This is a genomic window from Enterococcus sp. AZ095b, from assembly GCF_051714725.1.
GTDB classification, from domain to species: Bacteria; Bacillota; Bacilli; order Lactobacillales; family Enterococcaceae; genus Enterococcus_B; species Enterococcus_B pernyi.
Map to the genome: position 1 here is coordinate 2192060 of NZ_JBIOSL010000001.1, position 25394 is coordinate 2217453.

28 protein-coding genes and 1 pseudogene are annotated in these 25394 nt (G+C 38.9%); 12 read left to right on the plus strand and 17 right to left on the minus strand.

The features are described 5' to 3' along the window. Nucleotides 1–40: 40 nt before the first annotated feature. Both IGJ99_RS10450 and IGJ99_RS10455 read right to left on the minus strand, forming a co-directional pair. Nucleotides 41–853, minus strand: coding sequence for a hypothetical protein (locus IGJ99_RS10450; RefSeq protein ID WP_438770815.1), 813 nt, complete (start codon nt 851–853; stop codon nt 41–43). Further along, nucleotides 804–1940: a GLUG motif-containing protein gene (locus tag IGJ99_RS10455; protein WP_438770816.1), complete on the minus strand. Its 1137-nt coding sequence runs from the start codon at nt 1938–1940 to the stop codon at nt 804–806. The genes IGJ99_RS10450 and IGJ99_RS10455 overlap by 50 nt, the downstream gene beginning before the upstream one ends. A gap of 853 nt (nt 1941–2793) precedes the next feature. Between IGJ99_RS10455 and IGJ99_RS10460 the strand changes: the two are divergent. Together IGJ99_RS10460 and IGJ99_RS10465 are read left to right on the plus strand one after the other, a co-directional pair. Further along, nucleotides 2794–2889: pseudogene (locus IGJ99_RS10460) on the plus strand (putative holin-like toxin); the annotation flags it as partial. 309 nt (nt 2890–3198) lie between these two features. Next, complete coding sequence (locus IGJ99_RS10465) at nt 3199–3345, plus strand: putative holin-like toxin (protein ID WP_010734785.1); 147 nt, start codon at nt 3199–3201, stop codon at nt 3343–3345. 216 nt (nt 3346–3561) lie between these two features. Here the strand turns inward: IGJ99_RS10465 and IGJ99_RS10470 are convergent, their stop codons facing one another. The 7 genes from IGJ99_RS10470 to IGJ99_RS10500 form a co-directional block, all read right to left on the minus strand. Next, entirely contained in the window at nt 3562–3837 is a 276-nt protein-coding gene (locus tag IGJ99_RS10470; protein WP_077151091.1) for a helix-turn-helix domain-containing protein, read from the minus strand. Then, complete coding sequence (locus tag IGJ99_RS10475; protein WP_153830269.1) at nt 3837–4184, minus strand: type II toxin-antitoxin system RelE/ParE family toxin; 348 nt, start codon at nt 4182–4184, stop codon at nt 3837–3839. Before IGJ99_RS10475 ends, IGJ99_RS10470 begins: the two co-directional genes overlap by 1 nt. A gap of 298 nt (nt 4185–4482) precedes the next feature. Next, nucleotides 4483–5556: an ABC transporter substrate-binding protein gene (locus tag IGJ99_RS10480; RefSeq protein ID WP_023520096.1), complete on the minus strand. Its 1074-nt coding sequence runs from the start codon at nt 5554–5556 to the stop codon at nt 4483–4485. Continuing rightward, entirely contained in the window at nt 5553–6383 is an 831-nt protein-coding gene (locus IGJ99_RS10485; RefSeq protein ID WP_019723762.1) for an ABC transporter permease, read from the minus strand. Before IGJ99_RS10485 ends, IGJ99_RS10480 begins: the two co-directional genes overlap by 4 nt. Then, nucleotides 6380–7186: an ABC transporter permease gene (locus IGJ99_RS10490; RefSeq protein WP_019723761.1), complete on the minus strand. Its 807-nt coding sequence runs from the start codon at nt 7184–7186 to the stop codon at nt 6380–6382. Before IGJ99_RS10490 ends, IGJ99_RS10485 begins: the two co-directional genes overlap by 4 nt. Before the next feature lie 11 nt (nt 7187–7197). Further along, nucleotides 7198–8283, minus strand: coding sequence for an ABC transporter ATP-binding protein (locus IGJ99_RS10495; RefSeq protein WP_010734779.1), 1086 nt, complete (start codon nt 8281–8283; stop codon nt 7198–7200). Nucleotides 8284–8300: 17 nt separating this feature from the next. Continuing rightward, a complete protein-coding gene (locus IGJ99_RS10500) occupies nt 8301–8843 on the minus strand; it encodes a helix-turn-helix domain-containing protein (RefSeq protein ID WP_019723760.1) in 543 nt (180 codons plus the stop codon). Nucleotides 8844–9073: 230 nt separating this feature from the next. On the opposite strand from IGJ99_RS10500, the gene IGJ99_RS10505 reads away from it, so the two are divergent. From IGJ99_RS10505 to IGJ99_RS10530, 6 genes are all read left to right on the plus strand, one after another. Continuing rightward, nucleotides 9074–10063: an acrylyl-CoA reductase family protein gene (locus IGJ99_RS10505; protein WP_062804846.1), complete on the plus strand. Its 990-nt coding sequence runs from the start codon at nt 9074–9076 to the stop codon at nt 10061–10063. Further along, the gene (locus tag IGJ99_RS10510; RefSeq protein WP_137072688.1) at nt 10060–10788 is read left to right on the plus strand and encodes a phosphopantothenate--cysteine ligase; all 729 of its coding nucleotides are present in this window, start codon (nt 10060–10062) and stop codon (nt 10786–10788) included. The genes IGJ99_RS10505 and IGJ99_RS10510 overlap by 4 nt, the downstream gene beginning before the upstream one ends. A 13-nt stretch (nt 10789–10801) precedes the next feature. Beyond that, a complete protein-coding gene (gene coaC / locus IGJ99_RS10515; protein WP_409173526.1) occupies nt 10802–11353 on the plus strand; it encodes a phosphopantothenoylcysteine decarboxylase in 552 nt (183 codons plus the stop codon). Nucleotides 11354–11369: 16 nt separating this feature from the next. Beyond that, nucleotides 11370–11984 carry an ECF transporter S component gene (locus IGJ99_RS10520; RefSeq protein ID WP_010734774.1) on the plus strand — a complete coding sequence of 205 codons (615 nt, stop codon included), beginning with the start codon at nt 11370–11372 and terminating at the stop codon, nt 11982–11984. Nucleotides 11985–12127: 143 nt separating this feature from the next. After that, a complete protein-coding gene (locus IGJ99_RS10525) occupies nt 12128–12778 on the plus strand; it encodes an NAD(P)-binding oxidoreductase (RefSeq protein ID WP_409173527.1) in 651 nt (216 codons plus the stop codon). A 2-nt stretch (nt 12779–12780) separates the two neighbouring features. After that, on the plus strand, nt 12781–13767 hold the full coding sequence (locus IGJ99_RS10530) for an NAD(P)H-quinone oxidoreductase (RefSeq protein WP_409173528.1): 987 nt from the start codon (nt 12781–12783) through the stop codon (nt 13765–13767). 50 nt (nt 13768–13817) lie between these two features. Here IGJ99_RS10530 and IGJ99_RS10535 read toward each other — a convergent pair whose 3' ends face one another. Next, nucleotides 13818–15329, minus strand: coding sequence for a flavocytochrome c (locus IGJ99_RS10535; protein ID WP_137072690.1), 1512 nt, complete (start codon nt 15327–15329; stop codon nt 13818–13820). Between the two features lie 281 nt (nt 15330–15610). Here IGJ99_RS10535 and IGJ99_RS10540 point away from each other — a divergent pair, with 281 nt between their 5' ends. Beyond that, complete coding sequence (locus tag IGJ99_RS10540) at nt 15611–16453, plus strand: hypothetical protein (RefSeq protein ID WP_023520102.1); 843 nt, start codon at nt 15611–15613, stop codon at nt 16451–16453. 837 nt (nt 16454–17290) lie between these two features. On the opposite strand, the gene IGJ99_RS10545 is transcribed toward IGJ99_RS10540, so the two are convergent. The 3 genes from IGJ99_RS10545 to IGJ99_RS10555 all read right to left on the minus strand — a co-directional run bounded on the left by IGJ99_RS10545 (nt 17291) and on the right by IGJ99_RS10555 (nt 19781). Further along, nucleotides 17291–17866, minus strand: coding sequence for a GNAT family N-acetyltransferase (locus IGJ99_RS10545; RefSeq protein WP_438770817.1), 576 nt, complete (start codon nt 17864–17866; stop codon nt 17291–17293). Between the two features lie 18 nt (nt 17867–17884). Then, nucleotides 17885–18790: a UDP-N-acetylmuramate dehydrogenase gene (murB, locus tag IGJ99_RS10550; RefSeq protein WP_062804841.1), complete on the minus strand. Its 906-nt coding sequence runs from the start codon at nt 18788–18790 to the stop codon at nt 17885–17887. A 70-nt stretch (nt 18791–18860) separates the two neighbouring features. Further along, the gene (locus tag IGJ99_RS10555; protein ID WP_077151088.1) at nt 18861–19781 is read right to left on the minus strand and encodes a Gfo/Idh/MocA family protein; all 921 of its coding nucleotides are present in this window, start codon (nt 19779–19781) and stop codon (nt 18861–18863) included. A 105-nt stretch (nt 19782–19886) separates the two neighbouring features. Here IGJ99_RS10555 and IGJ99_RS10560 point away from each other — a divergent pair, with 105 nt between their 5' ends. Next, the gene (locus IGJ99_RS10560) at nt 19887–20639 is read left to right on the plus strand and encodes an exodeoxyribonuclease III (protein WP_023520106.1); all 753 of its coding nucleotides are present in this window, start codon (nt 19887–19889) and stop codon (nt 20637–20639) included. Nucleotides 20640–20792: 153 nt separating this feature from the next. Continuing rightward, complete coding sequence (locus tag IGJ99_RS10565; protein WP_010734765.1) at nt 20793–21326, plus strand: 3'-5' exonuclease; 534 nt, start codon at nt 20793–20795, stop codon at nt 21324–21326. Between the two features lie 131 nt (nt 21327–21457). Here the strand turns inward: IGJ99_RS10565 and IGJ99_RS10570 are convergent, their stop codons facing one another. From IGJ99_RS10570 to IGJ99_RS10585, 4 genes are all read right to left on the minus strand, one after another. Next, on the minus strand, nt 21458–21985 hold the full coding sequence (locus IGJ99_RS10570) for a GNAT family N-acetyltransferase (protein ID WP_062804838.1): 528 nt from the start codon (nt 21983–21985) through the stop codon (nt 21458–21460). Beyond that, nucleotides 21978–22451 carry a tRNA (adenosine(37)-N6)-threonylcarbamoyltransferase complex ATPase subunit type 1 TsaE gene (tsaE, locus tag IGJ99_RS10575; protein WP_023520108.1) on the minus strand — a complete coding sequence of 158 codons (474 nt, stop codon included), beginning with the start codon at nt 22449–22451 and terminating at the stop codon, nt 21978–21980. The genes IGJ99_RS10570 and tsaE overlap by 8 nt, the downstream gene beginning before the upstream one ends. 114 nt (nt 22452–22565) lie before the next feature. Further along, nucleotides 22566–23546 (minus strand): phosphate acetyltransferase, encoded by a 981-nt coding sequence (gene pta, locus IGJ99_RS10580; protein WP_010734762.1) that lies wholly within the window; start codon nt 23544–23546, stop codon nt 22566–22568. Nucleotides 23547–23701: 155 nt separating this feature from the next. Beyond that, entirely contained in the window at nt 23702–24382 is a 681-nt protein-coding gene (locus IGJ99_RS10585; RefSeq protein WP_438770818.1) for a uracil-DNA glycosylase, read from the minus strand. Between the two features lie 123 nt (nt 24383–24505). Between IGJ99_RS10585 and IGJ99_RS10590 the strand changes: the two genes are divergently transcribed. Continuing rightward, complete coding sequence (locus IGJ99_RS10590; RefSeq protein WP_023520110.1) at nt 24506–25375, plus strand: Cof-type HAD-IIB family hydrolase; 870 nt, start codon at nt 24506–24508, stop codon at nt 25373–25375. The last annotated feature ends 19 nt before the right edge of the window (nt 25376–25394 follow it).

The window sequence follows — 25394 nt, forward strand, 5'->3', positions numbered from 1 at the left end:
TATTCGTTCCAGCAGCACTATTCGTATATTGGAAGCTTGCTTATTGCCAAATCACCTCATCTCCAGGTGCCACCCCAGTTAACGTCGGCATATCGAAATGATCAATTTCAGTCGTTCCATTGAATGAACGAGCAAAAACTGTCCCTTTTTCTAGAATGATCTCAGCCGGAGTCACTTCAATCATTGCTTTATTCCAATTCTGTCCAGGTTCTAATGTAGTGATACGACTAATTGGTGTAGCAGTCACTTCATAAATCCCAACACTAGAAATTTCCAAGATCAAATCCATACCATCGGCTGAAATGCTTACCCCATCCGCATCTGTCTCAAAAAGATAATCATTTGGATTTCCACCTCGTCCGAATAAAGAAAAGACATCAGTAAGTGGAATCTTTGTTTCTGCTCCACCATATGGCACTTGAAGCGTTTCTCCTAACGCATTGATCGGTAAAGTATCCATCTCGTTACCTAGTCCTAGCTTCAGATAATTTGTCGCAGTATCCCACACCCAAGTACTACCGAAATCCCAACCATTAGATTCATAAGTCGCTTGCGTGCGCAATTCAATGACATCTTTGATCACTTGACCACTAACTGGAACCCCGCCGTATAAAGCTTCAGAGTTATTATAGTAGTAATTATTGATATTCGTTCCACCTAAACCGAAATGATCGACATCGGATTCTCCAGTGACATCCCCCATCCCATAACTGTTTTTGATTGTTAAAGAGCCGGCATTACCGACAAAACCGCCAACAGCTTCAATGCCAGTTACATGTCCTGTACTATAGTTGCGTGCTACTTCAATCGCATATGGATGAATGGCCACGAACGTTTGTTCTCCAAATAACATCGCCTGTCGCATAGGAATCGACTACTGTACTGTAGAAGTCGTGTCCACCAATCAAACCTCCCACGTTTTCACTTTCCGGGCTGTCAATGTTCCCAGTAGCATACGAGCGGCTGACTTTACCCCAGCTATTCAGACCAATTAGTCCTCCAGTATTGGTTGTATTCGCTGTGACATTTCCTGTGGCATAACTATCTACAACTGTATTTCCATTTACTCCGATCAGCCCCCCAACAGCTTGAGGATACATGTAAGGATTGGCATTAACTGTTATCGTTGCTGAAGAAGATGAGCGCGCAATCGTAGTACCTGCGACAGTATTCGCCATATAACCAACTAGTCCACCAATGTTATTCCCACTTGCTTCAATACTTCCACCAATAACAGTAGAATCAGTGACGGTCGTTGGTCCTTTAGATAGGTCATTGATTTGACCAATCAATCCCCCAACATTATTTCCGTAGAGCCCTCCCACAACCCGAGGATTTTCTAATGTGATGTCGGAAATCTTTGCACCGTCTGTCACACCGAAGAACCCACGATTATGCAGATCCCCAAGTTGTACCCCAGTATTCACTATCATATTACGGATCACTGTTCCAGGTTCAGCTGTAAAACTTCCAGTAAATTTTGTTGCTAAAGTTGTCCCATATCCAACAGGTATCCAATCTGAAGTGAGTGTAATATCATTCATCAATTGGTAATGCGCCGCGAGATCATTTCGCATTTCATTCAATTCAGCTTCAGTGGTGATTTGGAAGGGCGAGGTGAGAGAACCATCACCTGCTCCAGAAAAGTACGATTCAATGATCGTTTCGTTTTGCGCTTCCATTTCTTCCATCACTGTCTGTTGCACTTCAACCAGTTGATCGGTTGTCTCGAGTGTTACATGGTCGTCTTCTTCAGTTACCACCACATGACGATCATCCTCCAGAACCACGACTTCCTCGGAAGACACTTTTTCATTTATGATTTCATCATCAAAGCTTTCTTTTTCTTCGTCTATTGGCTCTTCTTCAATAACTGTATGTCTTACTGGATCAATATCTTCTAGAACGTTTGCAAAAGTCGGTACTGTTTGCGTTAACACCATTGAACTTAAAAATATATTTGCAATAAGTTTTTTCTTGTTCAGTTTAATCATAAATATGTCAGCCCTTCGCTCTCTAACCATATTTTAATTTATATACAAATTATCTCATAAAAAATTTGATAAATGAACTTTTTTTTACTATCTAAGCAGCACCTATAATTAGAGAACTCCAATTATATTATAACTAAATATTTTTTTATTTATGATATGAAAGTTCATGTTTACTTCATGAAACTTCTTGTTATTACTTTTTTACCAATAAGGAAACACAAGATATTAAAACATTGTTATGCAAAAAAAATCTTTTTTATTTTCCACTAAAATAAAAGTATGTCCCTCTCTGAATCGAGAGAACTTTCAATATCTTCTTAACGGCTTCCAGTTTAATTATTAATTTGTCGATCTCTTACTTCGTTTCATAGAATGATAATTATAATGTTTCCTAAAAATAGAAAAAACAACCGCCAACTTGCACATTGTAAATTTTACTCCTCATAAAATGATAAGGTTAATCATTGTTAATTCAGGCAATCAAAAGCGAAGGTGTCCGATAACCACCATGAATGATGATTCGATCAATCATAAAACAAATATTTTTTTGTTATTTTATTTTGATAGTATTTTCGGATCTTTTAACTGACAAAAAAAAGAAAAAAAGAAAAACAACCAGAAAATACACGGATGTATTTTCTGATTGCTTTCTTTTTCTTAGCAATTGATTTACGCAGATACAGATAAACAACTAACTATTTTTTAGATATTCAAAATATGAGCCCATTGAAAAGGACGTAATCGCTTAAATTGATAGTGTCATTTTTCTAACTCTAAGTAACTGACCTTTTTGTCTTGATATGAAACAATCCAAACAATGATAGCTTTCGGTATGTTTACCGTTGCTTTAGTTGGTTTGGGTGTTACGATGCTGAAAAATGACAAAGAGAAGTAACCGTCACTTTAGCGAGCCGATGGTTTACTTCTCTTTGAGTTAACTATTACACTTGCCACTAGTTTTTAGCGGTGCTGTCAAAAGGGAACTGTTGACGCAGTTCCTTTTTTCGTTTTTATTATAGCACAACTCCAGCTTCTTCTTCAATTCTGATTCCTGATTCAATGTATTTTAAGTGAACATACAAATTTTTCAAAAAAACATCCGTGTTTATCTAAAGTTCAAGGACTCTATCTAGGGCGATATGCTATACTTTTTGGGACAGTAAAGTTGAATGACGGTGGCGACTTCAAAAAGGTGGTGGTGCTTATGGAGATAAGTACTGAAATCGAAGAAAGGAGAAGCCTTTTGTCTGTTGAAACAGCGTTAGGGCTAATGATCAGTTTCGGTTCATTTACCGCTACTTTGATCTTTGGCATCCTAGCCTTGACCAACAAAAATGACAAAAAGAAATAGCCGTCACTTTTTCCCGGAGACGACTATTTCCAACTTAGAATAAAATTCTGTCACCGGGTTTAGCGGTGCTGTCAAAAGGGAACTGTTGACGCAGTTCCTTTTTTCGTTTTTATTATAGCACAACTTCGGCTTCTTCTTCAATTCTGATTGATATATAAGAAGGATTTATGGAGACAACTAATTGGCTGGACCAATAGATTCCGACTTAAAAAATGATTACTCAAAATTTATGACAAGCTTTTTATCCAATCCTTGTGCTAGTTCGATCACTAACTCAATACTAGGATTCATTTCACCTGTTTCAACTCGTGAAATGGTTGATTGAGGTTTCCCAATTTTTTGCGCTAATTGTTTTTGTGTTAATCCAGCACTTTTCCTTAATTCTGCTAGTTTTAACGCAACATCTAATTTATCTTCTTCAATTTCCATTAGATGCACAAATTCTTCACTTTTTTCCGCTCTTTTTTTTATATAATTTTGTACTTGACTCATCATATCCACCTCTCGTTCTTACTTACAAAATTGTCTCGCAACTTTCTACCTTTTTCTAACTCTCGTCTGGAAAGCTTATTTGCTTTCTTTCGAAACCCATGAGTAATAAAATATTCATTCCCTTTTCTTTGAAAATATATCCCTCTTAAAGCATTACTACTTATACTTGCTCGCACTTCATGTAGATTGCTCTCCAGTTTTTTTACCCACTTTTGCCGCATGGCTGTATGTATATCTGTTTTTTCAATTTTATCAATGATTGATAAAATTTTTGCAGCCTCCTTGTCACTCAATGAATCAAGGAAACTTTCAAAATCATCGTCCCACTTAAATTTAGGATGATTCAACTTATTTCCTTGTAATCATATCATTATATAGCGAATTAGCTATATTTTTCTACTATTTGTTAAAAACTTTTTTCTTTAGGCAAATCAAAATTGCATGTTTATTTTTCCCTTCTTTTCATGGTTGATTTATCCTTTACACAATCAATTACGCTAATTAAAGACTATTATTTTAATCTATATTGCTATCCTTAAATCAAAACAAAAAAAAAACGCCTAAAAAGGCGCTTTTGGTAGAAATTTGAAAAACTGAGCTTCTAAAAGTACGAAAACAAAGTTTTTTGATCCTTGAGTTTTACCATCATTTCCGATACATCTTAAACTCTAAGAATAAATCATTATAGATTCCTAAGTATTCTGAACCGAGATTTTCGTAAACTTCAAGATGCGAAATCGTTTCATCAGATGGATAAAATTGTTCATCTTCGGAGATTTCCTTTGGTAACAATGCTTTGGCTGCTTTATTTGGTGTAGAGTAGCCGATATATTCTGCATTTTGAGCGGCATTCTCCGGATCGAGCATGAAGTTGATAAAATCATAGGCGCCTTCTTGGTTTTTAGCTGTTTTTGGCATGACGATGTTATCAAACCAAAGATTTGAGCCTTCTGTTGGGATCACATAATGTAAATGTTCATTTTCATACATCATATCTGCTGCTTCACCTGAGAAAGTCACAGCTGCTGATGCCTCTTCGTTGATCATATACATTTTGATCTCATCTGCAACGATTGCTTTGACATTTGGCGTCATTTTATTCAATTTTTGTGCTGCTTCGTTCAGTTCGGTCATGTCTTTGCTGTTCAAAGAATACCCTAAACTATTCAAAGATAAGCCCATCACTTCTCTTGCTCCATCAATCAACATCAAGCTGTCTTTTAATTCTGGTTTCCAAAGGTCATCCCAATGCTTGATTTCTTCTTCGTCGAACACTTTATCGTTATACACGATACCCAGTGTTCCCCAGAAATAAGGAATCGAATATTTATTATCAGGATCGAAATCCAAATCCAAGAAGCGATCATCGATATTGTTCAGGCCTTTGATCTTACTATGATCTAAAGGCATGACAAGTTTTTCTTCAATCATTTTTTGGATCATGTATTCACTAGGAATAGCAATATCATAATTGGTTCCGCCCTGTTGGATCTTGGTAAACATGGCTTCATTCGAGTCAAATGTTTCGTAATTGACTTTATAACCGGATTCTTGTTCAAACTTCGTGATCAAACTAGGATCGATGTAGTCTCCCCAGTTATAAATGGTCACGATTTTCGCTCCACTCATTCCGCTCGCTTTTTCTAATTGTCTAACACTGACAAGCAATACACCAATGATCAAGATAATACCGATCAGCAAAGATTGTAATTTTTTCATCGTAAACGAGCCACCTCCTCACGGTTGCGGCGATTTTTTTTCAATCGTTTTGGTCGGTTTTCTTTACTGATAAAGTAGTAGCCGATCACTAACACCATCGAGAACAGGAAGACAAGTGCGCTCAACGCATTGATCTCTAAGCTGATTCCTTGTCGTGCTCTTGAATAGATCTCAACGGATAAAGTAGTAAAGCCGTTTCCTGTTACAAAGAAAGTGACCGCAAAATCATCTAAAGAGTATGTGAACGCCATGAAATAACCGGCAATGATTCCTGGAGATAAAAACGGTAAAATGATATTTTTTACGACTTGGAAATTATTCGCTCCTAAATCTCTCGCAGCATCCACCATCGAATCGTTCATTTCTTGCAATTTTGGTAAGACCATTAAAACAACGATAGGGATACTAAAAGCGATATGGGAAAGCAAGACACTCTGAAAGCCTAACCCAAAGCCGATTAGCGTAAAGAAAATCAAAAAACTCGCACCGATGATCACATCGGGAGAAACAAGTAAAATATTGTTCATGCTCAATAGCGCCGTTCGTGCTTGACGTTTTTTCGTGTAATAGATCCCCATCGCGCCAAATGTCCCGATGATCGTTGCAATCAAAGCCGATAAGAACGCCAGCATAAATGTATTCAATACGATGATGATCAGTCGTGTATCCTCAAATACCGCTTGATAATTCTCCCAAGTAAAGCCGGTAAAGCTGTTCATCGTTCCGCCTTCATTGAAGGAATAAAAAATCAAATAAAAAATCGGTAAATACAATAATAGAAAGACAACTGTTAGATAGAGATACGACCATTTGAATTTTTTTCTCATGAGCGACCTCCTTTTTTCTTCTCACCAGTTAGTAACATCACAACGAACATAGCGATGATCAAAATCACGCCGATCGTTGAACCCATGCCCCAATTTTGCGTCACTAAGAAATGCTGTTCGATCGCTGTACCTAGCGTGATCACTCGATTTCCACCAATCAAACGTGTCAACATAAAAAGTGATAGTGAGGGAATGAAAACTGCTTGTACCCCACTTTTCACGCCGTTCAATGACAAAGGAAAAATCACTCGGCGAAATGTTTCAAAATTACTTGCTCCTAGATCTTTACTAGCACTCAATAATGAAGGATTCATTTCTTCTAAAGCATTAAAAATCGGCATGATCATGAAAGGAATCTCGATATATGTCGCTACGAATAAGAAGCTAAAATCAGTAAATAAAATCTGTTGTGGGCCAATGCCGACAAACTCGAAAAAGTGGTTGACACTTCCATGGATACTGAAAATCCCGATAAAGGCATATGCCTTCAACAATAAATTGACCCATGTCGGTAAAATGATCAACATCAACCATAATTGCTTATGTTTCAATTTCGTTAAAAAATAAGCTGTTGGATAGCTGATCAACAATGTGAATAATGTAATCAAGAACGCATACCATACCGAATTGATCGTCATGGCGATGTAAGTTCCTGAAGTAAAGTACGCAGCATAATTGCTTAATGTAAACTGACCACTCATATCAAAAAAAGATTGATAGATGATCATCAAAACAGGCGCAATCACAAATAATCCAAGCCACAAAACATAAGGGATGGAATAGATCCTACGCATTGTTCTCATATTCTCTCCCCCTATTCTTCGTAGCTTTCCAAACGTGCATCGAAGTCTTCTTCTGACTCATTGAAACGCATAACGTGGATGTCTTCTGGTTCAAAGGCTAAGCCGACTTGACTCCCTTCGCGCGCTTTTTTCGTTGAGTGGACCATCCATTCATTTTGTTGCTCATCATAGCAAATGATCTCATAATGGACACCACGAAATAGCTGAGTGTCAACTGTCACGACTAATTTCCCTTTATCCGGTGTGGTGATCGTTAAATCCTCTGGACGAAGTACGACTTCAACTGGTTCATTGACGCGCATCCCACCATCGACACACTCAAATTGTTTGCCAACAAACTCAACCAAGTTATCTTCAATCATCACGCCATTGACGATATTGCTTTCACCAACAAAATCTGCCACAAAATGATTGATTGGTTCATCATAAATATCCACAGGAGTACCACTTTGGACGATTTTCCCTTTGTTCATCACAAAAATCTCATCACTCATTGCTAACGCTTCTTCTTGATCATGCGTCACAAAAATAAAGGTGATCCCTAAACGTTGTTGTAGTTCGCGCAACTCATATTGCATATCAGTACGTAACTTTAGATCCAAGGCTGATAACGGTTCATCCAATAACAAGACTTTCGGCTCATTGACGATAGCTCGCGCGATGGCCACCCGTTGGCGTTGTCCCCCTGACATCTCGCTGATCTCCCGCGTTTCATATCCAGGTAATTGCACCATACGTAATGCGTCTTTGACTTTTTTTTCGATTTCTGATTTAGGCATTTTTTTGATTTTCAATCCAAATGCAACATTATCAAATACATTCATATGAGGAAATAAGGCGTAATCTTGGAAAACCGTATTGACTTGGCGCTTATTTGCCGGTAGATCGTTTAGGCGCTTTCCTTCAAAATAAATATCTCCTTCGGTTGCTTCCGTAAATCCTGCAATGATTCGTAAAATCGTTGTTTTCCCACAACCAGAAGGCCCCAACAATGTATAAAATTTCCCTTGTTCGATCTCAAAACTGACATTCTTCAAAATTGTTTCATCATCATAGCTTTTTACGACCTGATCGAATGATATGATTGGTTTTCCCACTTTTTCTGCCCCCTATATTACAAGTATGATTCGGTTGCGACGATCAATACCTTAGTTTGTTTGTTTTGATGATTGCGTAATTGATGATGTGTCGTTGCCTGATAGTACATCGATTGACCTTTTTTTGCTACATACTCTCGCTCACCCAAGCTTAGCGCGATCTCCCCTTCTAAGACAAAGATAAATGTCTCTGAGAGTGAAGGTTCAAAGGTTTTATATTCACCAGCTGTATCGAATGTCAATAAAACTGGTTCCATTTCTTTTTCGTTGGAATCTGTCACTAACCATTCCAGTTCATAACCATTTTCCTCATCATAATAGACCGTTCGATCTTCTTTCGTATAAACGATTTGAAGGTTAGGTGTTTCTTGATGAAAAAAAGCTTCTGGGGTAACTCCTAATACTTCAAGGATTGAGAAAAATGTTTCCATCGATGGCGAACTTAAATCCCGCTCAAGTTGTGAGATATAGCCCTTTGATAAATCTGTCCGCTCCCCTAATTCTTCTTGTGTCAAGTTTTTTTGGATACGCAGATTTCGTAACTTCTCACCAATTTCCATTTGTCACTGTCCCCCTATGCGAAGTTTTCTAATAGTAAACTCCAAGTTTACTACCACCTGTATTAGTATACAAATTTCCGCTGAAAAAACAACCCTTTTGCTTGAATTTCTTTTGTACTTTTTCGGTTATCTCGACTTTTTTTTAGAAGAAATTAATCAGCAAACTACTAGAAAATGAAACGCTTTATGGTATGATTAAGGAAAATTTCGAAAGGAGTATCTTCTATCTAATGAATACATTCAAACAGTTTCAAGTAAACAACGAGCCTACTTTTCATACAAGCATCGTTGACAAAGAATTTCCTGAGCTGACTAATAATGAAGTTTGGGTAAAAATCGCTTACTCAGATGTCAATTATAAAGATGCGTTAGCTTGTAGTGAACATGGCCAAGTGATTCGTCATTATCCAATGACTCCCGGAATTGATTTTTCTGGTGTCGTCATGAAAAGCTTGGACAAACGATTTCAACCAGGAGATCAAGTTCTAGCAACCGGCTATGGGTTGGGTGTTAGTCAACCTGGTGGCTATAGCGATTACCAGAAAGTAACTGGAGATTGGCTCATCCCTCTTCCAGAAACGATGACCCTACGTCAGGCAATGGTTTTAGGCACCGCTGGTTTGACTGCTGCACTTTGCGTGAATGCTTTACTTACCCAAGGAATGAAAGCAGAGGACAAAGTGATCGTCACTGGTGCCTCTGGCGGAGTTGGTAGTGTGGCAATTGCCATGTTGCATAAAATGGGCTTTCAGCAAATCACCGCATTTTCTCGTAAAGAAGAAGCAAAGACTTGGCTACAGAAACTAGGGGCGACTCAAGTCGTTCATCCAGAAGCCTTTCTACCAGAAAAAAATAAACCGTTAGATAAACAACAAGTCGATTATGTGATCGATACTGTTGGGGGCGAACAGCTCACACGATTATTGCCTTTGATTGCTTATGATGGCGCAGCTGCTCTCTGTGGCAATGCGGGGGGCATCAAATTGACAACAACAGTGTTACCTTTTATTTTACGTAATATCCAGTTGATCGGTATCGATTCAGTCAATGTCCCACATGAGAAACGCTTGAATATCTGGCAACAACTAGCAGACCTATCTGTAACAGATCATTTAGTCGTCAATGAGATCACCTTAGATCAATTGGAAGAAACGACCCAAAAAATCCTTGATGGGACACACCAAGGAAGAACACTTGTCACTGTAGGTGAAACAATATGAAGGTATTGATCACAGCCGGTGGCACAAGCGAACGAATCGACCAAGTCCGCTCGATCACAAACCATTCGACTGGACGATTAGGTCAAGCCATCGCAGAAGTCTTTCTGGCTCACGAGACGGTGAGAATCGACTACGTGACGACACGTTCTGCTGTAAAGCCTACTGCTTCTGAGCATTTGAAGATCCATCTCATCGAATCTACTCAAGACTTATTGACTACATTAGAACGATTGATGCAAGAAAATACCTATGATGCCATTATCCATAGCATGGCAGTTAGTGATTTCACACCGGCTTTCAGTCTTTCTGAACAACAGTTTGCTGAGCGCTTGAGTAAAGAGGCATTGACCCCTGATTCACTGCCGGCATGGTTTGCAGAAACAGAACGAACCGCTAGTAAAGAAGCCAAGATTTCATCTGATACGGACTATCTCTTTTTGACATTGAAGAAAACACCAAAGATTATTCGTTCTTTACGCCAATGGCAACCAAATGCTGTCATCGTTGGTTTTAAATTATTAGTCGATGTCTCGAAAGAACACTTATTGGAAGTAGCTAAAAATAGCTTGATCACCAATCAAACCGACTATATTTTAGCAAATGACTTGACCCAAGTCAGTGAAACACAACATCATGGATACTTATTATCAAAAAATGGAGAGGTCATAGAAGCCGATACCAAGCAAGAGATTGCAAAATGTATCGTCACTGCGATTTTAAAATAAGGAGGAATTCACGATGAAAAAAATCCTATTAGGCGTATCGGGCAGTATCTCTGCTTATAAAAGTGCAGATATCACAAATCAACTAGTCAAACTCGGTTATCAAGTCGATGTCATCATGACAAAAAGTAGTACCAAATTTATTACACCTTTAACATTGCAATCCCTTTCAAAACGTGCTGTCCATACAGACGTTATGCAAGAAAACGATCCTTCAGTGATCAACCATATCGAGCTAGCCAAACAAGCAGACTTGTTTTTGATTGCACCAGCCACTGCAAATATTATCGGCAAGTTAGCGAATGGTCTAGCGGATGATCTCTTATCGACTGTTGCCATGGCACTTTTACCGGAAACACCAAAATTGATTGCACCGGCGATGAATACTAATATGTACCAACATCCGATCAATCAAAGAAATTTAATGACGCTAAAAGAAATCGGTTATCAAGAGATTGAACCTAGAGAATCCCTCTTAGCTTGTGGCGATTACGGAAAAGGTGCTTTAGCGGATAACCAAATCATTATCGACCAAGTCACACTTCTGCTGAAGCAGAGGTCGGTCTAGTATTTAAGGAGTTATGATGAAAAATACCAAAAACTTTACTTTAACTGCTATGTTTTTAGCAATTATGATCTTACTCGCTGTCACGCCTCTCGGATTTATTCCGATTGGGCCGATCAACGCAACAACGATGCATATCCCTGTCATCGTCGCTTCAATTATTTTAGGTCCTCGGCTAGGTGCCTTTCTCGGTGGTACATTTGGTTTGATCAGTCTGATTCGCAGTACGTTCATACCAACACCGTTGTCTTTTGTTTTCTCACCGTTTATTCCGGTGATCGGCACAGATCAAGGAAGCTGGAAAGCCTTGATCATTGCCTTGATACCTAGAATCCTGATCGGTGTTGTTCCTTATTTCGTGTATAAAGGAATACAGCGATTGACAAAAAACAAAGTTAGTCCGCTCTCATTGTTTCTCGCAGGGATCGCTGGTTCTCTGACCAATACGATCTTAGTGATGAACTTGATCTATTTTCTATTCCAACAAGATTATGCACAGGTTCTTGGGACAAATATCAATGCAGTCTATTCAGCAGTTTTAGCGGTCATCTTTACTAGTGGCGTACCAGAAGCAATCGTCGCTGGTTTAGTCACAGCTGCGGTATCTACCGTTTTACTACGAATGATTCGTTAATGATCGGATTAAAAAACCAAAAAAGAGTGATGCGGTATGTTAGCTCTTTTTTGGTTTTTTTGTTGATAAGTGTTTAGTCCTGAATTTTTTATCTTTTGGTGTTACCATGATTGATACATATATGTAGCGAAAGGATGAAGAAAATGAATATTTTTGTAGTAGGAGCAAACGGACAAATTGGGCGTCATTTGATCCAAAAACTCGGAACAACCGAACATCAAGTTTACGCGGGTGTGCGAGATGTTGCCAACCAAGCGATTTATGATGAAGAAAATATCGCTTATGTTCCCTTTGATTTAACTTGGTCTTCAGAAAAAATGGCGGAAGCCTTTCAAGAGAGTGAACTCGTCATCTTTGCTGCTGGTTCTCAAGGACAAAATCTTTTACAAGTTGATTTAGACGGCGCAATCAAAACAATGATTGCAGCAGAGCAAGCAAATATCTCTCGTTATTTGATGATCAGTGCAGCTTTTGCGGATAACCGTGAGAAATGGCCTGAGTCAATGACTGATTATTATATTACCAAATATTATGCAGACGAATGGTTGAAAAATCAGACATCATTAGATTATGTCATACTACAACCTGTAGCTTTGACGAACGACGAGGAGGTCACTTCGATCCAATTGACCAAACCAGACGAAAAACCAGCTCAATCGATTACAAGAAAAACGGTAGCAGAAGTTTTAGCAGCGTTAGTGGATCAACCAAACATTTCAAAAACAACTGTCGTTCTATCTGAAGGATCGGATACAGTATCGGATGCCATTAAACAACTTGTTGAGGAGGCTTAATCATGCGTGGAATCTCTATGAAACATCCCGGTTCAGCAGACGTTTTGACTGAAGTGGATGTCCCTAGACCTATTCCAAAAGCTGGGGAGTTATTGTTAAAAGTCCACACCGCTGCGGTCAATCGTACGGATATCATGCGTCGCGAAAATACTGCACTTCAAGCGCCTTACCCGATCTTAGGTGTAGAGGTTGCTGGTGAAGTCATTGAAAACGCAAGTGACCGTTCTGAGTTTTCAACTGGAACGAGAGTCTATGGTCTAGTGAATTTAGGTGGCTATGCAGAATATGCCGTAATCCCAGCAGATCGAGCAATCCTCTTGCCCGATTCCCTTGACTACGTATCAGCCGCTGGTATCGCTGAAGTTTTCTTGACTGCCTATCAAACCTTGTATTGGTTAGGAAAACTCCAAAAAAATGAGACTGTCTTGATCCATGCTGGTGCAAGTGGCGTTGGTACAGCAGCGATCCAATTAGCCAAACAATATTCGCAAGCACGCATCATCGTTACCGCAGGTTCAGCTGAAAAGTTAGCCTTTTGCCAAGAATTAGGCGCAGATGAAGTAATCAACTATAAAACGCAAGATTTCGCGGAGGAAGTAAAAAAGATAACTGATGGGCATGGCGTTGATGTCATCTTAGATTTCATCGGTGCTTCTTATTGGGAAAAAAATCTGGCATCGATTGCTGTAGATGGTCGCTGGGTCTTGATTGGCACACTAGGAGGCACAACAGTCGAGTCTCTTGATTTAAGCGTTTTGCTGCAAAAAAGAATCCAATTGATTGGTACGCTATTGACACCAAGAAGTGATGAATACAAAGCAAAACTGACTCAAGAGTTTATGAAAAACATCGATCCTTATTTTGAAACCGGAGTGATCCGTCCAATCATTGATCGAACCTTTCCATTATCAGAAGCAAAAGAAGCCCATGAATATATGGAAGCCAACAAAAACGTTGGAAAAATCATTTTGACAGTCAGTGAAACTTAAAAAGAGAACCTAGGGCATGCGCCTTAGGTTCTCTTTTTATATCATTTCTATTATTGTGCAGAGACAAATTTTGCTGCTTGTTGTCCTGCTTGACGTCCAAAAATAATGATTTCCGCTACAGAGTTTCCGCCGATGCGGTTTTCACCGTGTAAGCCACCAGTGACTTCACCTGCTGCGTAAAGTCCAGTGATCGGTTGTCCGTCTTTATCCACAACTTCTGTGTTCGTATTGATTTTGATTCCACCCATCGTATAGTGGATACCAGGTGCGATTTTGATCGCATAGTAGTTTGGTTTAGACAGATCATGCTCCATGGCTGTCGTACGACCAAATGCTGTATCGTCTTGATTGGCAACTTCTTCGTTCCAAGTTGTTACTGTTTGTGCTAATGTTTCTGCTGGTAAGTTGATTTTCTCTGCCAATTCTTCAATCGTCTCACCTGCAGTTACATAACCTTTTTCATCATAAAACTCAATTGCTGTTGCGCGATCGCGTACCCCTTGGTCAAAAATCAAATAAGCAGATTTTTCTGGCAATGCAGTGATTGCATCTGATACTTTGTCTCGTGTATTCATTTCGTTGACGAAACGCTCGCCATCTTGATCGACTAAGATCGCTCCTTCACCACGTACCACTTCTCCGATCAAGAATCCTTCATCTTGTTGAACCGTTGGATGGATCTGGATCTTATCCATATCGACCGTTTGACCGCCTAATTTTTCAATCATCTTGATACCATCGCCTGTTGATCCCACTTGATTCGTCGTTACATATCCTTCCAGATCTGGACGGTAAGTTTGGATGTATTGCTCACTCGCACCGAATCCACCAGTTGTAACAACTACAGCCTTACCAGTGATTTCTTTTGGTTCTTCCCCTTGGACTTGGACTGTTACTTGGTTAACTGTATCTCCCGTTTTTTGGATATCTGTCACTTCAGTATTTACAAAAATCGGGATTTGGCGTTCGTGGACATTTCGTAATAACCCATCGACTAAATAGCCACCAATAGCAGAACCATCAGAAGGGCGATGTGTTCGTCTTTCGCTCATTCCACCAGTGATCGTCAAGTTATCTAATTTAATGCCATTTTCATCTAACCACTCGATTGCAGCAGCCGAATGATCGACAAAATAGCGTAACATTTCTTTATCATTTGTGCCATTCGCACCTGCTAATGTTTCTTCATAAAAGGCGTCGTTCGAATCAGTGATACCTTCTTCTTCTTGGAATTTTGTTTCAGATGCGTTCATTCCACTTGAAGATTTTAATGTATTTCCACCAGCAACTGGCATTTTTTCAAAAATGACTGGATTCAAGCCTGCATCTTTTGCTTCGATTGCAGCTGCCATACCAGCTCCTCCTCCGCCGACGATGATCAAATCATATTCTTCTTTCATATCAGCTGGATTTGTGTAAGTTTGAGCAGATGCTCCGGATGATACTTCTGTTGATTCTTTTGTGGAAGAGCTACTGGATGCAGATTCTTTTTCATCAGGCGTACAGGCACCTAAGGCAAAAATTGCTGTAACTGTCAGTAACCCTTTAATTGTTTTCTTCATAGTTGTCCTCCTAAAATTTAACACTTACCCCATCATAAGTGATAGCATTCACAAATTCAACCAACAATTTACATTTTCCGTACTACTGGTATCTCACTCTTTTATAAATAACCATTAATATTCCAAATTTTTCAAGTTTTCGTTAGTAACTATCGAAAAACAGTCGAGTTTCTTGAATAAATAGTCAGGCAAAAAAAAATTTTTTTTTTGATCCAAACAGAAGATTTGGGCTTTTTTCATTAGACAAGTATAATCGATATGAAACACGAAGGAGTTCATTTATGAAATTTATCAAACATTTTTTTTCAAAAGGGAGTAAGTCTGCTGGGAAGGTCACTCATGCGATTTACATCATTTTACGTATCATTGTGGTGGTCATGCTCGTCGACCAATTGATCGACCGGAACATGGGGAATATCATGCTCTTATTATTAACTTTATTATTGTTTGAAATCCCCTATTTACTAGAAAAATTACTAAAGATCCAAATCCCTAACACACTGGAAATCATCATCTTATCCTTTATTTTCAGTGCCACTGTCTTGGGTGAATTAAGTGACTTTTATGGCTACTTTTCACTATGGGACACAGCGTTACACGCACTAAGCGGCTTCCTAGCAGGTGGTGTCGGTTTTTCTCTTGTCTATCTTTTGAACAAAAACACGAAAACAATGAATCTGACGCCATTACTAGTCGCTCTAGTCTCTTTCTGTTTTTCCATGACCGTAGGGGTTTTTTGGGAATTTATCGAATTCTCTGCGGATCAAGTCTTGCAGATGGACATGCAAAAAGATAACTATGTTGATCAGATCAACAGTGTCAAATTAAGTGAGGATGGCAACACCGTATATAAGATCAAAGATATCCAACAAACAACCGTCACATATAAAGATGAGCATGGCAAAACCAAAGAGTATGTCATGGCAGATGGGTACTTGGACATCGGGATCTTAGATACGATGAAAGATTTATTCGTCAATTTTATCGGAGCCCTTGTCTTCAGCGTTTTCGGCTATCTTTATACACGAAACGATTATCGGAAATTTACGTTCATCCGGAACTTCATCCCTAGAAAAAAAGGTGTGACCACACGGATGGATACTGCTGGAAACAAAAAAGAGTAGCTGGAGAAAAAGTAAATTTGATTTTAGTTTTTTACCTCAAGCCCAAATAACCGGCTGAACCATAAGCGATAATAGTCAGAAAAAAGGTGAAATCCACAGAAATTCAAAGAGTAATTTTTGGGGATTACACCTTATTTCTCGTGACCAAACACTTCTGTCCCACCTTTTTTTGTTTTGTAGGATCAATAGCCATGACCTTTTGAAGTTCTGTTTTTTTGTCTGTTGTAAACCAGTCACAAAAACAATGATTGACATATTTATCTAATGAATGGCCTAAATCATTCGAACGATCAGGATAAATTGCTAGATTTGGCAGAAATACCTGCTTGGAATCCTAATAAGCTATTTTACGCTGGAAATGGACAAGTAATGAACGTGAGGTTCTTTTCCATGCGAAATTTTTGTAGTATTTTAGCAAAACACCTTGCATTTTTTGGTGATTCAACTATCTCGAGTATCTAATTGACTCTTATAACTAAATCATCTGGACGATTTGTTGTTTTTTTATTAACAGGATTATACACACAAACCTCTTTCTAAGTTGACCTATTATTTCTTGATATTTAAATAACGTTGGTATATGAACTAATAACTTTAATACCTTAGTGAAGGATTTCCCACTTAGCGATCAACCTAATAATTCTCTAACATTGAAGCAATTTGAAGCGTTAGGAAAAAAATGAAATTCCTTTTTGTTTCTATCCTTAAAATCGTGTATACGGTATTCGCAAGCCAACTCCGTCAAAAATAAGCCGTGAAACCCAAAAATTTGAAGAACAATTTTCGGGTTTCACGGCTTATTTCTCGGAGCTGAATACTTCTGTCATCACCTATTTTTTAGGTGCCTTTTTTAATTTTCGATGATAAAATATCTATCACCATTTCATAATCGGGATTTTCGCTACCATCAAATTTCTCAGGGATGAACGTGAAACCTAAACTTTGATAAAGTTTGATTGCTGGATGACTCCATGTCTGTGTGTGTAAATAAATTGGACTTTGTGTCGTTATTTGCTGAAAACAATGGAGCACTTCGATCGTCAAACTTCTGGCAATCCCTTTTCCTTGATGTTCTGGCTTGACCGCTAACCAATGAAAAAGCGGATATTCTTTCTCACGAAGCTTCCACCAAGCAGTGCATGTGGCAATGCGTTCACCTTGTTCGTTGACCACAAAATACATGCGCTTTGCCAGTTCTTCTGGATAAGGGGCAAAAGCTTGGTCAAAGTAAACCAGTGCTTCCTCCACAGAGTCAAATTCACCGACTGCTGTTTCAATGATTGCCCAATCCTGCTCTGCGCCTGGTTGATACTTTTCAAAGCGATACTGCTGATTCAAGGGATAAGAAGGCAATTCTTCATTGAGTGGGCGTGTCATCCAAATCTCTGCATAGGGCAATTGCTTATCTAACATCACGCCACCTACTTTCCTTTAGCTTCTTTTTTCACCAATGATCCGTACTTCTGTTTCTAATGCGACATCAAACTTCTCTTTGATCACCTCTTGGATATGGGCAATCAACTCTGTATAATCAGTTGCTGTTGCATGGTCGATATTGACGATAAAGCCGGCATGTTTTTCCGAAATCTGTGCGCCGCCCCATTTCAAACCTTGTAAGCCTGCTTCTTGGATCAGTTGTCCTGTGAAGTGTCCTTCAGGTCGTTTGAAGACACTACCGCATGAAGGGTATTCCAATGGTTGTTTTGCTTCACGCAATTCCGTCAATTCGTCCATCCGACCTTTGATCATCTCATGATCACCAGGTGTTAATTGGAAACGAGCTTCTAAGACGATGGCCTCCATCTTCTGTAATTCACTGTGGCGATAAGAAAAGGCCATTTCTTCATTTGACAGAGTTTGGATCGTCCCATCACTTAATAATAAATCGACTTCTGCAAACACGTCTTTGATCTCCCCACCGTAAGCTCCTGCATTCATGTAGACTGCACCGCCGATACTTCCAGGAATCCCACAGGCAAATTCGAATCCTGTCAAAGATTCTGCTAAGGCTGCATACGTCGTATCGATCAGTTTCGCACCTGCTTCTGCAATCACCATCGTGCCTTCAACGCTGATTTGGTTCATCTCTGTCAACATGATGACCACGCCGCGTATCCCACCATCTTGGACGATCAAGTTACTTGCATTTCCTAATACCAACCATGGCACTTGGTTTTCTCGACAATAGTCAACTAACTGTTTGACTTCTGATTTGGTTTTGGGAAAAGCTAAAACATCTACCGGTCCACCGGTTTTGGTAAATGTATAATGACTTAACGGTTCATCAAGCAACAGATTCAACTCTGGATTTTTTTTAACGATATCTTCTTTATTCACTGAGGACTTTCCTTTCTTTTCAAACGTCCCCATCATTCTATCACGCTTAAAACAATCTTGCCAGTTTTGCTCAAAGCTGATGACGATAAAGATTATTCAACATCTCCTCACAAAGTGCATGGCTCTCATAAATGTTGGTTTGTTTTAACTTTTCATTATTTGGCGTCGGTTGTTGGATTTCTTCAAAAAATCGTTCAACCATTGGCACAAAACCACGTTTGCTCAGCGTGGTTTCCCAATCACCAAATTTCTTTATTTCCACCGTATCTGGTTTACGGATGACTAATTCTGTCAGATCACTCAATTCATAGGTTCCTTGTTTGCTCGTTACTTGATAGGTTTCAGTATTTGCACCACTTCCAAGATCCATCGTCACAATTGCCATTTGGTTCGCAGTTTCAAGTTGCAACATCGCTACTTCCATAGATCCTTCCTTTTCTCGGATATGAGAAGTTGTTTTGATCACTGGTTCGTCTAATAAATAAACAGCCGTGTCCACCAGATGCAAGAACAGATCGTAAATGACAAAAGCAGTTGTTTCTTTTGCCGCAATGCGATTTTTTTGTAACTGGATCAACCGTTTTTCTGGAATCGCTTTTAATTCTTCGACCATTGGGGCGAATCGCCGGTTGAAGCCCACCATTAAAATCACTTGATGTTGTTCTGCCAATTCTTGTAACTCTTGGATTTCTTTTAGGTCGACACTTAAAGGCTTGTCGATATAAACATGGATATTATGTTCCAAACATTTTTTAGCTAATTGAAAATGAACGCTTGTTGCCGCATGGATCATACATGCTTCGATCTCCTCTTCAATTAAGTCATCCAAAGACTCATACAAATGAGCAAATCCATAGGTTTTCTTCAGACGATCTTTCGTTACCTGATTACGTGTCGCAAAATAAAAATCAACCATTCCTTGTTTCCCTGCATATGTGGGTAAATATGCTTTTTCGGCAATGTTACCTACTCCTACTACGCCAATTTTCATGGTTTCCCTCCTGCTATCTGTTATTACTCTTATCTTACACTATTTTTAATAAAAATGAGGTACAATATAATCGCACAGACTTGATAGAAAAAGGAGCGTGTTTTTTTGAAACTGATTTCGTGGAATGTCAATGGTTTAAGAGCCATCGTCAACAAAAATTTTCTAGAAACATTTAAGGAATTTGATGCAGATTTCTTCTGTCTTCAAGAAACAAAGCTACAAGAAGGTCAAATCGACTTGGATTTACCAGGTTACCATCAATATTGGAATTATGCAGTCAAAAAAGGCTATTCAGGTACAGCGATCTTCGCCAAAGAACCTGCATTGAACGTTTCTTATGGAATGGGCATTGATGTCCATGATCAAGAAGGCCGATTGATCACGTTAGAATATCCTGAATTTTACTTAGTCACTTGCTATACACCAAATTCACAAAATGAATTGAAACGTCTCGATTACCGTTTAGAATGGGAATCTGCTTTTTATGATTATTTAGAAGAGTTGAAAAAACAAAAACCGGTAATTGTTTGTGGGGATCTAAATGTTGCCCATGAGAACATCGATTTGAAAAATTGGAAAACGAATCAAAAAAGTGCCGGTTTCTCTATCGAAGAACGAAACGCATTGTCTCATTTACTTGATAATGGTTTTGTAGATACTTTCCGTTACTTCTATCCAGAGTTAGAAGGTGTCTATTCTTGGTGGAGTTATCGTTTCAATGCTAGAAAAAACAATGCAGGTTGGCGTATCGATTATTTCTTGACGAGTGAAGATTTGACACCTCGTTTGGTTGATGCAAAAATCCATACATCGATTCTAGGTAGTGACCACTGCCCTGTCGAATTAATTATCGAATAGTTAGGATAGCAACGGAAGAAATTGGGTTGTCCCGATTTTCTTCCCTTGATTCTTCACTGGCACCATATTTACTTGATACATAGTCTGAAAAAGCTATTTCTTTTCATACAAATCTATGTTATGGTTTATTTTTTAAAGGAGGCTTATTTGAAAATGAATTTTATCGCGATGGACTTTGAAACTGCGAACCACCAATCTCATAGTGCGTGTTCCTTAGCCCTTGTCAAAGTGGAGAACAGTCAGATTGTCGATGAATTTTATACCTTGATCCAACCGGAAACGCCATTTTTCTGGCGGAACATCCAGATCCATGGTATCCGACCCGAAGATGTCCAACAGGCACCTAAATTTCCAGATGTTTGGCAGAAAATCGAAAAGTATTTCCAAAAAAACCGATTAGTCGTTGCGCATAACGCCGCATTTGATACAAAAGTATTAGCTGGTTGTTTAGATTATTATCAGTTGCCTCAACCGAACTATCTCTCATTGTGTACCGTCAAAACAAGTCGCCGCTTGTTTCCAGAAATGCCAAATCATCGCTTGAATACAGTTTGTGAAAATTTGGATATCACGTTGAAAAATCACCATGATGCGTTAGAAGATAGTCGAGCATGTGCGGAAATCTTGTTATATCAGGAAAAATATTTTGGGACAGACCCATTGAAAAAATTAGTCACAGTGAAATAGTTCAACTAGCTAAAATAAGCTAATTCTTGCATTTCTATTGGTTGATTCCCTCGTACGAAAGAATCAAAGATGATGATAAATAAAGAACCTGAAAAGTGGACAACTACTTTTCAGGTTCTTTGTTTTTGAAATCAGTTTATTTTATGCTCGATCGTTCGTTTCATCTTGATTATCGCCAATGATTGACCTTGTCTTCTCGAAGAGTCAACACTTTGGGTTTCCTCTTGAAACCCCATTTTTTGATAAAGATTTATGGCTCGTTGATTGCCCGCCAATACGTCAAGAACCAACGTACTAAATCGCGCATTTTCTGTAGCCCAAATGATTGCCTCCTCTAAAAGAATCGTACCTAACCCCATTCCCCAATATTCTTTCAAGATACTGATCCCTATTTCGCCATGACGGGGCAAGTCAGGTTTGGGAGCAACAGAAACAACACCTACCACCTGTTTTTTGACACAGGCTAAAAATAATAAATGTTCTGCACTTTCTTTTATTCGAGACAATTCAGTTGCAAGTACCTCTTTACTTTTATTGAGTGAACGCTCCTCAACAACAAAATAATCCGTTTCTTGTCTCGCTTGGCGTAGCATCACTAACAATCCTTCAGCATCTGATTTCTCCGCTTCTTTTAACGTCAGTTCAACATCATTAGCCATGAGAATTCGCCCATGCTTCATAGATACGTTTTTCAAACTCTTGACTATTCGGTCCGTATGATTGGAATTTCACATATCTTTTTTCTAATTCTGTATCACTTTTCTCAATAATCAGTTCCAAATAATCTTCAGGTAAAGCATCTTCTAATAGATTTCCCCACTCAATGACTGAAAGTCCATCACCTTCAAAATATTCATCTAATCCCAAATCAGCACCGCTAGCAGCGACACGATAGATATCCATATGGTACAAAGGCATTTTTCCTTGTGTATATTCCCGAATGATCGTATAGGTCGGACTCTTGATCATTTGAACGATGCCTAATCCTTTTGCAATTCCTTTTGTCAAAGTCGTTTTACCAGCACCTAGATCGCCAGTTAACACTAGATTATCTCCCGGATGAGCGACTTTTCCAATGATTTCTGCTAATTGGTCTGTCATCGCCACACTTGTTAATTCAATCATCATCATTTCTCCTCATTCTTTTTTGTCAGTATAACGTGTAATCCAACAAAAAAAAAGAAAAGAGTCAGGAATCCTCAGCTCCCTAGCCCTTTTCTTTTTAGATCTACTGTTCGATTAATCTAATAATGTTTGTGCACCTGTAATGATTGCTAATTTGTAGACATCTTCTTCATTAGCACCACGAGAAAGGTCACTTACTGGTTTGTTCAATCCTTGTAAGATTGGTCCGATTGCTTCAAAGTTACCAAAACGTTGAGCGATCTTGTAGCCAATGTTTCCTGATTGTAATTCAGGGAAGACAAAGACTGTTGCTTGACCTGCCACTTTAGAATCAGGGGCTTTTAATTGAGCGACTGCTGGAACGTAAGAAGCATCAAATTGTAATTCGCCATCGATCGTATATTGAGGCGCTAATTCTTTCGCGATTCTTGTTGCTTCAACCACTTTATCTACTTCAGGAGCTGCTGCAGAACCTTTTGTTGAAAAGCTCATCAATGCGATTTTTGGATCGATATCGAATAGTTCAGCTGTTTTTGCTGATTCCACAGCAATTTCAGCTAATTCTTGTGCGTTTGGATTCACGTTGATCGCACAGTCAGAAAAGACATACTTTTCTTGATCTCTACCGCGAACCATGATCATAGCACCACTTGTACGACTTACACCTGGTTTTGTTTTGATGATTTGTAGTGCTGGACGTACTGTATCTCCGGTTGAATGGATCGCTCCAGAAACCATACCATCAGCAATGCCCATATATGTAAGCATTGTTCCAAAGTAATTGACATCTTTTAAGATTTTTTCTGCTTGTTCTTTTGTTGCTTTTCCATTACGGCGTTCAACAAAAGCTTCGACCATTTCATCCCATTTTTCATAATCATTTGGATTGATGATCGTGAAGTTAGATGTTTGGATACCACGTGCATTTGCTGCTGCTTCAATTTCTTCTTTGCTACCGATCAAAATCGGTTCAACTAATTCTTCTGCTTTTAAACGTGCTGCTGCTCCTAAAATTCTTGCATCCGTTGCTTCTGGAAACACGATTTTGATGCCGCGACGTACAATTTTAAATCTTAAACTATCAAACAATTCCACAAGATGACCCCCAGTTATTTTTATTAACTACCATGATACACTATTATCAAAAAAAAGAACAGTTTTAAATTTCTGTATCAGTCAAATAATGGATAATAATTAAGTTTTTCACATAATCCGGAAAAACTGCACTATAACAGGAAAGCGCTGTATCATTACACTGTTTTAGGCAGTTGCCAATCAATCGGTGTTTCACCCAGAGCAAGCAACGCATCATTCGTTTTTGAAAATGGTTTTGAACCAAAAAAGCCACGATGCGCCGATAATGGGCTTGGATGTGGGGCTGTTATTATAATGTGTCGACTTTTATCGATCATTTTCATTTTTTCTTGTGCAGGTTTCCCCCAAAGAATAAATACGATCGGTTTGTCTCGTTCATTCAGCTTTTCAATGATCGCATCCGTCAATTGTTCCCAGCCTTTTCCGCGATGAGAATAAGCTTGCCCTTCTCTGACAGTTAGTACAGTATTCAACAGCAGCACACCTTGTTTGGCCCAAGTCACTAAATTCCCATGAGAAACTGGTTCGATCCCTAAGTCATTCTTCAATTCCTTGTAGATATTGACCAGAGACGGTGGTGTTTTTACTCCTGGTTGTACGGAAAAAGAAAGACCATGCGCTTGATTTACTCCATGATAAGGGTCTTGTCCTAGAATCACGACTTTGACTTCTTCATAGGGAGTCAGCTCTAACGCTTCATAAACATGATACATATCCGGATGGATTTTTTGAGTTACGTACTCATTTTTTAAAAATATTCTCAACTGCTGATAGTAATCTTTTTCAAATTCATCAGCTAATACTTCTTGCCAACTATTGTGGATGATTTTCTTCAAATTTCCCACCTCCTATTTTCCAGAATAACTCACAAATTATTTGTTAACAAGTCAAAATCTTCCATCTTATCTCGCATTAGTATGTTAAACTAGGAGGGAGAAAAGGAAAGGAACGGTAATCACATGATCAAATTAATTGCCTCTGATATGGACGGCACTTTACTCGATGCACATATGAGTATCTCAACAGAAAATACTGAAGCAATCCGCATGGCAAATGAGCTGGGTATTGAATTTATGGTCGCTACTGGACGTAACGCACAAGAAGCACGAGCAGCCTTAGATGAAGCAGGAATCGATTGTGCGATGATCACTTTGAATGGCGCGCAAGTTTTTGACAGATCCGGTAAGTCGCTTTTTACAGTACCAATTCCAAGTCCCCAAGCCATGACAGTTATGGATATTTTAGATGCAAATGGTATTTATTACGAGGTAGCGACAAACCAAGGATTGTATTCGGAAAGCCAACCAAAAAGAATCGAAAGCTTTGCTTCTTCCATTGCGACCCATATGCCCCATTTGACTTACAAAATGGCGATCGCCATGGCTTCAGCTAATCTTGAACTCTTACACATCACTTATGTTGACAGCATTCGCGAATTACTACTTGATGATAAACTTGAAGTCCTAAAAATCATCTGTTTCCATACTGAAGGTCCACGTATTTTAGGCCCTGTAGGGAAAGAAATCAGTAATTTAGGCGAACTGGCAGTGACCTCTTCTGGTCAAAATAATCTTGAAGTCAACCATAAAAATGCTCAAAAAGGAATCGCAGTTGCTCATGTCGCTCATGAACGAGGGATCACTTTAGATGAAGTCATGACGATCGGTGATAATTTCAATGATGTCAGCATGTTGCAAACCGCCGGCGTTAGTTTCGCTATGGGAAATGCAGAGATCGAAGTCAAAGATTACGCTAAATACTTAACAGACACGAACCTTGAATCGGGTGTTGGCAAAGCCATCTTACGCGCAATCAACGAAAATCTATAGTTGTTTGAAGAAAGAGGGG

Bases quoted from the DNA above. Each gene is read 5' to 3' on its own strand.
- IGJ99_RS10450 (WP_438770815.1), bottom strand. From the start codon at position 853: ATGTTATTTGGAGAACAAACGTTCGTGGCCATTCATCCATATGCGATT.
- IGJ99_RS10465 (WP_010734785.1), top strand. From the start codon at position 3,199: ATGGAGATAAGTACTGAAATCGAAGAAAGGAGAAGCCTTTTGTCTGTT.
- IGJ99_RS10470 (WP_077151091.1), bottom strand. From the start codon at position 3,837: ATGAGTCAAGTACAAAATTATATAAAAAAAAGAGCGGAAAAAAGTGAA.
- IGJ99_RS10480 (WP_023520096.1), bottom strand. From the start codon at position 5,556: ATGAAAAAATTACAATCTTTGCTGATCGGTATTATCTTGATCATTGGT.
- IGJ99_RS10485 (WP_019723762.1), bottom strand. From the start codon at position 6,383: ATGAGAAAAAAATTCAAATGGTCGTATCTCTATCTAACAGTTGTCTTT.
- IGJ99_RS10490 (WP_019723761.1), bottom strand. From the start codon at position 7,186: ATGAGAACAATGCGTAGGATCTATTCCATCCCTTATGTTTTGTGGCTT.
- IGJ99_RS10500 (WP_019723760.1), bottom strand. From the start codon at position 8,843: ATGGAAATTGGTGAGAAGTTACGAAATCTGCGTATCCAAAAAAACTTG.
- IGJ99_RS10505 (WP_062804846.1), top strand. From the start codon at position 9,074: ATGAATACATTCAAACAGTTTCAAGTAAACAACGAGCCTACTTTTCAT.
- IGJ99_RS10510 (WP_137072688.1), top strand. From the start codon at position 10,060: ATGAAGGTATTGATCACAGCCGGTGGCACAAGCGAACGAATCGACCAA.
- coaC (WP_409173526.1), top strand. From the start codon at position 10,802: ATGAAAAAAATCCTATTAGGCGTATCGGGCAGTATCTCTGCTTATAAA.
- IGJ99_RS10520 (WP_010734774.1), top strand. From the start codon at position 11,370: ATGAAAAATACCAAAAACTTTACTTTAACTGCTATGTTTTTAGCAATT.
- IGJ99_RS10525 (WP_409173527.1), top strand. From the start codon at position 12,128: ATGAATATTTTTGTAGTAGGAGCAAACGGACAAATTGGGCGTCATTTG.
- IGJ99_RS10530 (WP_409173528.1), top strand. From the start codon at position 12,781: ATGCGTGGAATCTCTATGAAACATCCCGGTTCAGCAGACGTTTTGACT.
- IGJ99_RS10535 (WP_137072690.1), bottom strand. From the start codon at position 15,329: ATGAAGAAAACAATTAAAGGGTTACTGACAGTTACAGCAATTTTTGCC.
- IGJ99_RS10540 (WP_023520102.1), top strand. From the start codon at position 15,611: ATGAAATTTATCAAACATTTTTTTTCAAAAGGGAGTAAGTCTGCTGGG.
- IGJ99_RS10545 (WP_438770817.1), bottom strand. From the start codon at position 17,866: ATGTTAGATAAGCAATTGCCCTATGCAGAGATTTGGATGACACGCCCA.
- IGJ99_RS10555 (WP_077151088.1), bottom strand. From the start codon at position 19,781: ATGAAAATTGGCGTAGTAGGAGTAGGTAACATTGCCGAAAAAGCATAT.
- IGJ99_RS10565 (WP_010734765.1), top strand. From the start codon at position 20,793: ATGAATTTTATCGCGATGGACTTTGAAACTGCGAACCACCAATCTCAT.
- IGJ99_RS10570 (WP_062804838.1), bottom strand. From the start codon at position 21,985: ATGGCTAATGATGTTGAACTGACGTTAAAAGAAGCGGAGAAATCAGAT.
- tsaE (WP_023520108.1), bottom strand. From the start codon at position 22,451: ATGATTGAATTAACAAGTGTGGCGATGACAGACCAATTAGCAGAAATC.
- IGJ99_RS10590 (WP_023520110.1), top strand. From the start codon at position 24,506: ATGATCAAATTAATTGCCTCTGATATGGACGGCACTTTACTCGATGCA.